At 54.5% G+C, this 11,905-nt stretch carries 12 protein-coding genes; 7 read left to right on the top strand and 5 right to left on the bottom strand.

Annotated features, from left to right (window positions below):
- Positions 1–49: 49 nt before the first annotated feature.
- Complete coding sequence (locus ACREAY_RS06205) at positions 50–508, bottom strand: hypothetical protein (protein ID WP_431754894.1); 459 nt, start codon at positions 506–508, stop codon at positions 50–52.
- A gap of 91 nt (positions 509–599) precedes the next feature.
- On the opposite strand from ACREAY_RS06205, the gene ACREAY_RS06200 reads away from it, so the two are divergent.
- From ACREAY_RS06200 to ACREAY_RS06170, 7 genes are all read left to right on the top strand, one after another.
- Positions 600–1,646: an AAA family ATPase gene (locus tag ACREAY_RS06200; protein ID WP_431754893.1), complete on the top strand. Its 1,047-nt coding sequence runs from the start codon at positions 600–602 to the stop codon at positions 1,644–1,646.
- Positions 1,646–3,286 (top strand): hypothetical protein, encoded by a 1,641-nt coding sequence (locus ACREAY_RS06195; RefSeq protein ID WP_431754892.1) that lies wholly within the window; start codon positions 1,646–1,648, stop codon positions 3,284–3,286. Before ACREAY_RS06200 ends, ACREAY_RS06195 begins: the two co-directional genes overlap by 1 nt.
- Before the next feature lie 190 nt (positions 3,287–3,476).
- Positions 3,477–4,244, top strand: coding sequence for a TrmB family transcriptional regulator (locus tag ACREAY_RS06190; RefSeq protein WP_431754891.1), 768 nt, complete (start codon positions 3,477–3,479; stop codon positions 4,242–4,244).
- Positions 4,245–4,301: 57 nt separating this feature from the next.
- Positions 4,302–4,736, top strand: a complete 435-nt coding sequence (locus tag ACREAY_RS06185) for a hypothetical protein (RefSeq protein WP_431754890.1) — start codon at positions 4,302–4,304, stop codon at positions 4,734–4,736.
- Positions 4,733–6,484, top strand: a complete 1,752-nt coding sequence (locus tag ACREAY_RS06180) for a hypothetical protein (RefSeq protein WP_431754889.1) — start codon at positions 4,733–4,735, stop codon at positions 6,482–6,484. The genes ACREAY_RS06185 and ACREAY_RS06180 overlap by 4 nt, the downstream gene beginning before the upstream one ends.
- Before the next feature lie 380 nt (positions 6,485–6,864).
- Positions 6,865–7,347 carry a hypothetical protein gene (locus tag ACREAY_RS06175; RefSeq protein WP_431754888.1) on the top strand — a complete coding sequence of 161 codons (483 nt, stop codon included), beginning with the start codon at positions 6,865–6,867 and terminating at the stop codon, positions 7,345–7,347.
- Positions 7,348–7,608: 261 nt separating this feature from the next.
- The gene (locus ACREAY_RS06170; protein WP_431754887.1) at positions 7,609–7,851 is read left to right on the top strand and encodes an Lrp/AsnC family transcriptional regulator; all 243 of its coding nucleotides are present in this window, start codon (positions 7,609–7,611) and stop codon (positions 7,849–7,851) included.
- Here the strand turns inward: ACREAY_RS06170 and ACREAY_RS06165 are convergent, their stop codons facing one another.
- The 4 genes from ACREAY_RS06165 to ACREAY_RS06150 all read right to left on the bottom strand — a co-directional run bounded on the left by ACREAY_RS06165 (position 7,852) and on the right by ACREAY_RS06150 (position 11,856).
- Entirely contained in the window at positions 7,852–8,118 is a 267-nt protein-coding gene (locus ACREAY_RS06165) for a winged helix-turn-helix domain-containing protein (RefSeq protein ID WP_431754886.1), read from the bottom strand.
- Positions 8,119–8,209: 91 nt separating this feature from the next.
- Positions 8,210–10,519 (bottom strand): hypothetical protein, encoded by a 2,310-nt coding sequence (locus ACREAY_RS06160; RefSeq protein WP_431754885.1) that lies wholly within the window; start codon positions 10,517–10,519, stop codon positions 8,210–8,212.
- A 39-nt stretch (positions 10,520–10,558) separates the two neighbouring features.
- Positions 10,559–11,386 (bottom strand): SDR family oxidoreductase, encoded by an 828-nt coding sequence (locus ACREAY_RS06155; RefSeq protein WP_431754884.1) that lies wholly within the window; start codon positions 11,384–11,386, stop codon positions 10,559–10,561.
- Positions 11,368–11,856, bottom strand: coding sequence for a phosphoribosyltransferase (locus ACREAY_RS06150; protein ID WP_431754883.1), 489 nt, complete (start codon positions 11,854–11,856; stop codon positions 11,368–11,370). Before ACREAY_RS06150 ends, ACREAY_RS06155 begins: the two co-directional genes overlap by 19 nt.
- Positions 11,857–11,905: the final 49 nt, after the last annotated feature.

Here is an 11,905-nt window from a genome sequence, read left to right as displayed (position 1 = left end):
ATATTAAAGCCCGTGGAGGCCGGCGCGTTCAAGAAAAAGAGCTGGACGTTCAGCTTTGCGGTTCCGCCTGCAAGGCCGGCTCTTGCTTTTCCTCAGGCTTGACTTCTTCCTGCACCACAAGCTCCTGCGCGAGCACGGTCAGCTGCGGGTAGGGCGACGACGTTATGCCTGCAAGCATAAAGACCGACGGGTAGACCTTCTGATATATCACGTCAAGTATCCGGGGCAGGCGCGACCCGGCATGGGCGCCCATCACATGGTCAAAGCTTGCGGGGTTGCCGGTGATGCTGCACGAGCCGCGGAACTCGTACGTGACCATGTTTTTCGGGTCGTTGAGCGTGAGCAGGAATGACAGGTCGAGTCTGTTATCCTTGCGCGACTCTTCGTCTATCTTGGCTGACACCTGGAAGGTGCTCGGGGCCAGCGATTTTTCGCGCCCCTTTTTCGTTGCAAAGGCGCTCTCTAGCGCCACGTCTACCTGCACGCTTTGCTGCTGTTGCGTTGGCACGGCTTTCGAAAGGCGCGCGGCGCAAAATCGCTATGCGTGTAGCTGTCAATTACACGCTAACCGATTTTTGCCTTATTTTCATAACTAGCGCGTGGAGTATTATGGCACAGGCAAGCCAGCGGGCGCTCCAAGCAGGATGGTAAAGCGCCTCCGCACGTTCAGCCAGGAATCCAAGATATCGCTCCAGATTTCAAGGCTAAAGTCGTACGAGTCACCCATGAAGAAAATGTACGATGTACAAGATTACGAGCTTGCGCCCAACTATAATTTCCCCGACGCGTTTTCCCAGCTCGTGCCCAAGAACACGCCAGAATACGTGGACAAGGGCGAGCATTATGTCGAAAGGATAATGCGCGCTCTCTACCACTTCAAGCAGTGCGCGCTCATCGGCCCATCGGGGACGGGCAAGACGCACATCGTGTACCTGGTGGCAGAGATAGCGGGTCTGCCAATGTGGGAGATAAACTGCGGCCTGCAGACCACGTCTTTTGACCTTTTTGGCAGGTATGTCGGCCTTGGCAAGGAAAACTGGGTCGACGGCCAGATAGTGTCATGGTGCAGGAACGGGGGCATACTGTACCTCGACGAGGCGAACATGATGAAGCAGGACGTGGCGACTAGGCTAAACCCGCTCCTTGACACCAGGGGCCACATCGTGCTCAACGAAAAGGACAATGAGATAATCCAGCGCCACCCGCTCGGGTTTGTCGTAATCAGCATGAACCCGTTTTCCATAGAGTTTGCAGGCACCAAGCCTTTGAACGCCGCGTTCAGGAGGAGGATGAACGCGTGGATAACGTTTGACTACCTGAGCACCGGCCCCAACATCAACAAGGACGAAGTCGCCCTCATCCGCGAGCGGTGCAAGGTGAGCAAAAAGGTTGCCGTGCAGATGGTCACAGCGGCCGCGCAGCTGCGCTTCAGCTACAAAAAAGGCGACATCCCGTACGCACCTTCGGTGGGCGACATCGCCAACTGGGCCACGCTCGTGGCAGACGGCATCAGCGTCCTTGACGCGGCTGAGGAGACGGTAATCTCGACCACGAGTGACGACACCACGACCCAGGAGATGGTGCGGAGGATAGTAAAGTCTGCCACTGCGGCCGAGCCGAGGCTTGAAGCGGCGCAGGATGCCTGATGGCGCTCTACCCCGCGCTATACGAAAAGTTTGCAGCCTTGCAGGAAGACCCTCTCGCAGGCGCACGGCTGGTCTACCCTGCCGGCGCGCCTTCCATGGCTTTGGCCGGCGACATTGCCGACTGCGTAGTCAGGGTCCCGGCGGTGCGCGCGGAAAACGGCAGCCTGCTGTACGGCCCGTTTGTGCTGCCCGACGACGACTTTGGGCGCTATGCGTCATCAAGGCTCATCCTTGCATCTACTTGCCTGCTCGGGGCAAAGGTAACAATCGCGTGGCACCACCGGGAGGCATTGCGGAAATGGATCGGCGGCAAGCAGGACCCGCTCAGGGCCGGCTATGTCGCAACGGTCATCTTTGACGAGCTGGCAAGGCAGAGGATCCGCAAGATCATGGGCGAAAAATTTTACCGCGATGTCGTGGTGCCGGCGGACATGCTGTCTGCCGCGCTGCTGCCGGCCAACCCGGACAGCCTGCCGGCCTTTTTTCAGGCCATGCTTGCGCGCTCTGTCCTGGGCGTTCCTTCCATCCACGTTTCTTCGCTCATCAGGGAAAAGATCGGCGATTTTGTTGCCAGCCTAAAGGGAGTAAAGCGGGCGGGGGACTGGGAACCCCTTGGCGACAGGCTCTATGGCATAGTCGAGAAATTCCCCGGCAGGTGGCACTCGGTCTACCTGCCTTACTCGGAGAGGTTGCCAGCAAGCCGCGAGCACATCGAGATATTTCGGGCCGGCGCAATAGACCAGGCGGCGTTTGAGAGGTCGATGCGCGGGCTTTACAATTCTGCCAACCTGCAAGACATCATTGGGGAAGAGATCTATTTTGAGATCAGCAGGGAGCGCCAGAGGAATGCAAAGATCCTGTCGCGCCTGGAACGCGCGTCAAAGAGCCTGAACATCGGCTATTTCGGGTTTCCGGCAAGCGACTATGCGGGCTATTACCGGCTGCACGGCGAGCTTGTGCCGCAGATAAGGAGGATGATCGAGCAGGCCAGGATTGTGCGAAACGTCCTTGACGAGAGCACGTTTGAAGAGAGCGGCAACGTCGACTTGCAGGTCGCGATACAGGCGGTGGCAAGCGAGACGGTAAGGACAGACATGTTTGTGAGGGACGAAAACCTGCTGAAAAACGAGTCGTGGGCGATACTGGTCGACTCGAGCCTGAGCCTCGGAGGGATTGCCAAGCAGCTGCGCTCCATCGCCCTGTGCGTCGCCGAGACTGCCAAAGACATTATCGGCCAGAACCCGTGGGGCATGTTTGCGTTCTCTGACGACTTGCTCTGCATCAAGGATTTTTCAGAGCCGTACGACAGCCTGGCAAAATCGAGGATAGGCGGCCTCGTGCCGGACGGCCTCTCGCACATACCTGACGCCCTCCGGCTTGCGCGCAACCTGGTCCTCGAGTATGCCAAGGACCGCAACTATGTAATCCTGGTCTCCGACGGCCTGCCTTCCGGCTATGACGGCATCGAGAGGGAGATGGCCGGCGCAGTAAAAGAGCTCTATTCCCACGGGGTCACGCTGGCGGCGATAGGCGTCGGCAGCGCCAGGATTAAAAAGTCGATAGCAAACGCGAGGCTCGTCAGCGAGCCGGCCGAGATGGCAAGGGCGTTTTCCGAGCTTTATTTCGCCCTCTCGTCCTGAAACCGACATGCTGCCAGTTTAGTAGGTGATAATCGTATAGAATCTGACCTTATAACATGTTTATGTGTGTGTCCTCTAGTACTACAACAGCTTGTTCATATAATCTGCAGGCCATTCGTAAGTTCCGAGGAAGTGGCTGGAGATTAGCACAAAAATTGGCAGATCAGGCATGGATTCACCGATCATGGATATGGAAGGCAGCCTAATAGCCGAGCTTCAGAAACTCGACCTGACCCTCAACGAGGCCAGGATACTCGTCTTTCTACTGAGCGAAGGCCAGTCAAACGCAAGCGACATCTCTCGCAGGACGGGCATCCAGCGTACTGAAACTTATAACTACATATCAAACCTGCTCTCAAAGGGCGTGGTATTTTCGACTTTTGACAGGCCCCAGAAATACTACTCGGTGCCAATCGACGAGGTGGTCGACTCGCTCATCCAGTCCAAAAAGACAGCGCTCGAGGTCTTTGAGAACAAAAAGAAGGACTACAGGACTATGCTCGAGGCTGTGATAGGCAACAGGGTGGTGCGCCCGGAGGACAAGAAGGAGAAATACAATTTCGTCATGGGCGAAAACGCTGTCGCGGCCAGGATAGGGAGGATGATAACAGACGCCAAGGAAGAAGTTCTTGCCCTTGTCACGGACAGGAACCTCGTCAACTTTTACCACACCGGCATCACCGACCAGCTAATACAGCTTGCCACAAACGGCGTGTTCGTGAAATTGAGGACGCCCTGCAAGAACGCCGGCGACTACATCATCCCCGCAGACAAGGACTCGATGCTCTTTTCCACCATGGAAAAGACCGCGCCCACCAGCTTTGTCATCGTGGACAACAAGGAGATAATCATACTGCTTGAAAGCCACCCGTTCAAGAAGTCCGAGCTGTGCGGCTTTTATACGAACAACCTGTCGCTGATCTCGATCTTCAAGTTCCTGTTCGAAAACGTGTCATAGGTTGTAGCTTGCAGCGACACGCCAAGCAATATACGGTTTTTCAATCCACTCCATACGGTGAGGAGCAAGAGCCGCCGGGGCATCAGCACGGTAGTGACGTCGATGATGCTGGTCTCTGCAGTTTCATTGATGGGCGCGTTCATGGTGTCGTGGTCTAGCTCTAATTTCACGGTGCAAAAGCTCAACATTGTCAGGGCGGTGGACGACAGGGTGAACCAGATCAGCGAAAATTACATTGTCGAAGACGCATGGTTCTTTTCAAACTCGACGAGCAAGTACGCCAAGGTGACGCTGCGCAACACCGGCGACGTGGCAGTCAAGATAACAAACGTTTACGTCAACAACACGCAGGCATGGGCCGGCAGCAAGGTGGTGCTGCAAGAGACCACGCAGTCAGTCACGTTCCAGAGCAACTGGGGCGCAGGCAAGAGCCAGAGCGTGTGGGTCAAGACAGAGAGGGGAAATGAGCTAAAACAGGTGTGGAAGGCATGATGAGAAGGAGGGGCATCAGCACAGTAGTCGGGGCCGTGTTCATGGTCATCATCATGGCCGGCGCGCTCAACGTCACCCTCTGGATGACTCAGCAGCAGGACAGGATAGCCACCGCAGTCACGGAAAAGTCGGGCGCCGACCTTGACAGGCTCAACGAAAAGATAGACATTGCAGACATCAGGGTCGACGGCAGCAGGCTCAACATGACAATCGCCAATACGGGCGGGCAGCCGGCGCAGCTGGCGTCCATCTACATCGTGAACGAGACCGCGTCGCCCAAGCAGCAGTTCAGGTACGACCTCGACGTTGCAGTCGACGGCAGGAACTCTATCAAGAACATAGGCCAGGCCCTACCTTTCACGGCGACCAGCACGTCGCTGTACTCTGTCAAGATAGTGACCAAGTCTGGCAACACGGCTGTGGCCAACATCGCGCCCCTCTCGACGATGGCTCTTCCGATGTCGCTTTACGTCATCCCGCCAACGGTGACGCCGGGCGAAAACATGACGCTGCTATACACGGTGACAAACAACTCTACAGACGCGTATCTCGGCAACGGGGTGACGCCAGCGCTTTCGCATTCGCTTGGCTGCACAGCTGGTCCCGGCTGCCAGCTGACCCAGTACGCGGCGCCTGCCGGCAACACCAAGGTGGCAAAGGGCGCCACGAGCATGTTCAAGTGGGCGTTCAAGGTGGACGCGCCGGACAACACGCCTGTCACGTTCAATGCCACGCTTGTGGGCGCCAGGGCTGGCAACTATGCGATAGAAAAGGGCAGGGTAGAGATCATAGACTTGGCGCAGCAGTCCGCATTTTCAGAAATAATAGTGTCAGGAACCCTTGTGCAGAGGCCCGGCATATTTCTGACCGTGCCGGCGCCCTTTGGAGATAGCCAGAACGACCAAGGATTGTGGGGCATTACCATAGTGAACCCAACAAACACCCAGATGGAGGTGAGCAGGCTAGTGATCAGCGCGTTTTCGCCGAAAGTTACAAGCGGCCATCGAATCTTCGCTAGCCCCTGCCCTGTTTCAGCCATTTACCCTTCGACATCTTCAGAGTGGAAATGCGACGCTGCCAACCAACTTGAATGGAAGGATGTTGCCACTCCAGAAGTGGTTGACGCCCTGTCTTCAAAGTCGTTCCTAGCAAGGATGGAGCCCGGCGACCTAGTCTCAAACGATGATGAGCCGGCGTTCATGGTTTCAGCCACTGTATTTACGAGCTTGGGCCAATTTGCAAGCACAGGCTATTCTTCAAGCATGCAAGATGGAGATGGGCCTGTTGCCAACATTTACCTTACCGACACCACCGATCCGCCGACTGCACTGCAGAACGGCCACATGTTTGCACACAAGAACAACATCGCCGACGGAATACCTGTCACCATTTACGTCTCGCTTGCCGACCTAGACACCGTTAGCAGCAACTACATAAAATCAGGCGGGAAACTCGTGATAAACGTGCCAAAAGGTTTTACAGGTGTTGCGCTTGGCTCATTTGCAGGATTCTCGGCAACGCCGGCCATAACGCCATACCCTGACGGGTCTACTCAGATCGTCGCCACGCTTGCGGAACACCTTGGTGATACCTCCGTGGCGGAAGCAAAAATCCTCTCGTTTACTGCCACGGCCCCGGTAGTTCCAGACAAGCGAATTTTTATAATGCATGCCCTTCTGGACGGCGAGACAAACACCAACTTTTCAGCGGGAGCCTTTTCGCAGATAGCCCTGCAGGTAATTCCCTAGTTTTTCTTCCACAATTGCAGCGCCGGGCCTGCAAGGCCCATGTCTATCAGCATCAAGGTCATCACAAGCTTTTGGATGTAGAATTTCACGACGCTTGCCACGACAGTTGTCGTCATGAGAGATGACATACATGCTAATAAATACGACGTTGTAACCGCTGCTAAAAAATGTAGCAGGCAGCCAAGTTTGACATGTTCGTGGACGCTTTTCTGAAGAGCAGGTCTCCTTTTGCCGCCTGGAATGTGGTTTGGGGCATGACACAGTTTTCTATGCCGTATGAATAAAGTTCCCAGATATTCTGCTCACATGAATTTTATTTCCGGTATGACCGCCTGTTATGAGGTTGAGTGGTTTATAGCAGTATTTTGTGTCAGCATACGATGAAAAATGCACGGTACGTAGGAATACCAGTTGCCATGGTTGCCGTGGCAGGGCTGCTTTTTGTACTGCCACTGAACGCATATGCGACATGGCCTGGAACTGAAGGCTGCACGCCAGGATACTGGAAGAATCACGCGGATACCAATCCAAGAGTTGCAGAATTGTACGGGATAAACCTGAATGCCGCAATACTGGACATTACGGGACTTGACCTCGGCGCTCCCGCAGACCTTACAATCGACGAGGCAGTAGCGTTGAAAGGCGGAGGCCTCAACGCGGTCTATAGGCATGCAGCCGCAGGCGTATTCAACTTCTATTACGGAGACCCTAACCTGAACGCGAACATCAACTACATAGATCCGGCGCTCTTCACGAGCTATATACAGCAGGCCCTTGATGGCGACGTGTCAGGCGCTGTGAAAAACCTCGACGCGGCTAACAACCTGGGCTGCTCGATAGACAGCTTTGGAAGACGAGAATAGACAACTCGGCCCTTGTAAAAGGGCCACACATTTTTCTTTCTAGTCATTTCTTTCTTATCCTCCAATGCCTAAAGATTCGAGCGTGAAAATGGGCGTGCTCTTGGCAGATATTTCAGCTCAGCGCACATGACCAGCTTTACCCGCTGCATTGCAAGGATTCTTTTTCTTTAGCAACCAAGCATGTAGTTGGAAAAGTTCTGTTAGATTGTACCCTACACAAGTGTGGAAACGGTTAAAACTTTTTAATCGATTAAAATAGTGATGCCGCTAGCGTTTGTATTCATAAACTGCCTTCCGGACCAGCTGTCCGGGGTGGAGAGAAAAGTAGGAGAGGTGGGCGGGGTTGTCGAGTCGTATTCGACCAACGGCATTTATGACATGCTGCTAAAGGTAAAGGCAGAGAACGAGGCAGCCCTCCGGGACATAATCAAAAAAGTAAAAAGGATAAGGGGGATTGCGTCGACCATAACGAGCATAGCCTACAAAGAAGATTCAGGCCAGTGACTACGAGCGTCGCCTGACGGCAGAATCTGCAAAGACAAGGCTCCGGAAATCAGCATAGTGCTTTAGGCATAGGAGGCCGGATTCAGTCGTCTGGTAGACGGATTTTTCGCGCTTTAGCAGCCCCGCGCCGTCCAGGAGCAGCGGATAGTCCATGTGGGGATAAGACAGCTTTGTCTGGTACATTATCTCGGTGACCCTTTCACCGCCTTTTGCGCTTGTAAGGATGTCTGCGACAATGTCGCACCATCCCCTTCTTACTGCACCCACTGCGTTGCTTGTTCTTTAAATTTATATTTAAAGGCTTTGGGCAAGTGCCATAAAGTTGCCACTGGCCTGAGCTAAACGCGCTGGAACACGCCTACAGGTACCCAAGCGACAGCAACAGATCGCTGTCCTTTATCCACTTGAACCCGATGTCGGTCCTGTAAAACATGTTTGGGATCATTATGTTTGCGACCCTCCCATATGCTTGGTTGCGGGCCTCTTCAGTCGTTATGCCAGAGCCCGTGATGACGAGGGCATAGCCGGACCTGCCGGCGAGGCGCCAGTCGCTCCCGTCTTTTTTCACCTCGCCAAGGTGCACGCCTGACAAATCTGGCCTCTTGAAGAGCACGGTCGCGTCTTCGGAAAATTTCCTGAAAGTCTTGTCGTCGGTGAACGGGAACGGCGGCGCGGCTATGACGACGCCCACCTGAAAGCCCCTTTTCGTGGCAAGCTCTGTCGCCTGTCCTGCAGCAAGCATGTGCAGGAACTGGCCCCACTCGCTCGTAACTCCTTCCATCTGTATCGATATCGTGGGATAGCCGAACCTCGACGTGAACTCGAGCGGGTAGACGCCTGTGTGGTTTGCGATGCAGTTGATGTCGATATAGCCGACATAGCCGGAGGCGGCAAGCTGGGGCTGCATCTTTTGAAGGGTGAGCTGGAAAATTTTGCTGTCATCTGTCCAGAACATCGTTGTATTGCCACACCAGTACGGCTTGCCGTTCCGTCTGACGTACATCACGTGGTTCTTTACGGCGGCGCAATAGACCTTGCCGCTATAATCGATCACCTTGACATCTCTCCTGTCAATGTAAGACTCTAGCTTGACGACTCTTTCTATCACCTCGTACTGCAGTCTTGATCGGTCTGCATAATGATTCTCGATCCAGACAAGGCCTGAACGTTGTCGGGTCTTGATCAACCCAAGTCGACCCACCTTCAAAAGCAATTCCTGTACATCGTCAGCAAGACGCTTTGATGCTGTGTAGAATATCCTGAAACCGTGATCCATGGCAGTTCCATCACCCAGCGCATACCATTCTAGAAAGATTGCCATTTGCCGTGGGCTTAGCTGCTTGACGAAATCAGGGACAAACTTCTGATAAGCCTTGCCAAAAGGCTTCAGATATGCAGCTAGCTGTTTGTTATAGCATACAAACTGGCCTTTGTACTTCATGAACTTGAAAGGAAGCCTTTGCAACAATCCTGCCATCAAAAAGGTCTTTTCTGGCACCTTCTGTGCAATCGAAACACCCTGGCTGGATGCAGACCCTTCGGCTACCCATATCCCCATAAATGCAAGCCAGTCATCCATCGGGACTTTTACTTCAGGCGCAGCATGCAAGGCAATCTGCTTGCCTTCATAGTGCCGGAGAACTATGGAAGGAAGGACAAAGTATTGTTGCTCTTCTCCAATCCATGTGCCTGTCCTCTTGATAACTGACTGATACTCCAGGTCGCGGGCCTTGACGAGTTCGAACCTGTTGCTTCCATTCTTTTTATTCTGTTGCGAGCAAACGTACATGTTGTGATCTAGTGTAACCGCTATGTCTATTGCCCTGTTCTTGATGGTGACAAGTTTGTCATGATGACTGAAAGAGACTATTGCATCAGGCCTTTGGTATTCGATTACATGGGTTTGCGGATCGAGCGTGCAAATTCCATCTTTGTATGATAGATCCTTGAACAGCTTCCACCCGCCGTCAGTCAGGACTTCTGTCTTGTCGTCATAGCATCCCATCTCGCCCGTGCTCGGGCCAATGTCGCCGGGAAAAAGGCGCTTGTGCTCAAAGTTCACGTTAACCGGCCTGACGAATTCCTTGCCGTTGAAAAACGTCCCGACCGCCACTTCGACGCCGGCTGCAAACTGCTGTATTTGAAAGACGCGTATCTTTCCTGCCCAGTGTTTTTTGTAGAGCGCAAGCACGTTTATCACGTCGTTGCCGTCGGTCTCCTGGCCCACGAACAGCAATTCCTTTTCGTTCTGCGCCTTGCCGCTAGGCTTTATCACGTACCGACCGGGGTTTGCCTGGACGAACCTTATCGCCTCCTCAAAATCCGTAAAATTCTGGCTCGGCAGGATGGACACGCCGGACCGGGCAAGCTCGTTCTGCCCAAACTCCCTGTCGCTTTCAAGTTTGTCCGTATAGGCGCTGCCGCCGACGACCTTCTTGCCCTCGGCCCGCAGCTTGTCTGCCACCCTGCCAAAGCCGACGTCGTCAAACACGATTACGTCAGCCCACCCCACGAGGTCTTCCCACCTGTCTGCCTTGTCCACAAAGCCGTCGCCGACGTCCTTTTCAGTTTCGCCGTGCACGGAGAACTTGACCTCGTGTCCTTCCTGCGTCACCCGGTAGGCGAGGTCTAGGCTGAGCGCTTCAGGTGAAACAAAAAGAAACTTCACAGCAATATTTATGCACTTTTTCTTAAAGTCTTTTCTGTTCTATCGCGTCAGATCTTCGCTCATCTTCCAGAGCCGGCGCGCCGCTTCGCCATCCAGCGCAGCTTCAGACGGCCTCGTCTCCTTTCTCTTTACGAAATATTTTCCGCTCACCCCTTTTACGTCCGGCGACGACGCCAGGTAGACGCCCGTGTCCGCGCCTTTTTCAGGGCTTGCGAAGAACGGGCCTGCCATCGACCAGACCGCGCCATATATGCCGGTCTGCACGAGGTTTGTCCTCACGCCGCCGGGGTGGAAGCAGTTTGCCGTCGCCCCCTTGAGCCTCTGCGCAAGCTCCCTTGTGAACAGTATGTTTGCAAGCTTGGACTGCGAGTATGCCTTTATGCCGCTGTAGGACCTTTTCTCAAACTGCAAGTCGTCAAAGTCGATAGCCGCGCCCTTGTGGGCAATGGAGCTCGTGGTGACCACCCGCGCAGGCGAGCCCTTCTCAAGCGCCCCGGCAAGCAGGCTTGTCAGCAGAAACGGGGCCAGGTGGTTGACCGCAAACGTGGATTCCATGCCGTCGACGGTCGCCACGCGCTTGCCCATAAAGACGCCGGCGTTGTTGACAAGCACGTGCAGTTTTTCATGCTTGTCAAGAAACTCGCCGGCCAGTTGCCGTATTGACGCCTGCGACGACAGGTCGGCTAAAAGATACGATACATTGCCACCTGCCATTTCGCGTGTCGCGCTTTCGCACTTTTCCCTGTGGCGGCCGGCAATCACGATCGTAGCGCCCATCCCGGCAAGGCCCCGGGCGATCTCTTTGCCGATGCCGGACGTTGCTCCCGTCACGAGGCAGACCCGGCCGTTCATTGCGTCCGCTCCCACGGAAAGACTATCCACCTGTCGTGGCCCAGTATCCTTCCACAGATGCCGGCGTCTGTCGGGCGGCGGGTCATGCAGAAGGCGTAATCGCAGCTAAAGCCTTTCACGGCCTTGCTGACCTTTCTGTACGTGTCGCCTGTGTCGTAAATGTCGTCAATTATCAGGTATCGTTTCTTTTTGTCAAGCGCCGGCATTTCCTGCGCGATTATTTTCTTTTTGCGCACGGGGACAAGTTTCACGTCGTCGATGCCCAGCTCTTCTGCCAGGAGCCTTGCAGGGATGATGCCGCCGTTTGCTATAGCAAGTATGCAGTCGTATTTTTTGGCGCCGGCCTGCCGTGCCACCTCCTTGACAAGGTAGTGGATCTCAAACCAGCTGCACGGCTCCTTTGCGGCGCTGCTCTTGCCGCTGTTGGGTGCAAACGACAGACCCGACGAGGAGCAGTCGGCGCATTTTTCGTCCCGCTCTGGCACAGGCTAGGCAGGGTCTTTTGGATATATATCTGATCGAGCCCTTCAGGAC

It is taken from the genome of Nitrososphaera sp., from assembly GCF_050748925.1.
In the GTDB taxonomy this organism is placed as follows: Archaea; Thermoproteota; Nitrososphaeria; order Nitrososphaerales; family Nitrososphaeraceae; genus Nitrososphaera.
Note: the sequence above shows the minus strand (reverse complement) of the source record. Positions and strands in the feature narration are given on the sequence as shown.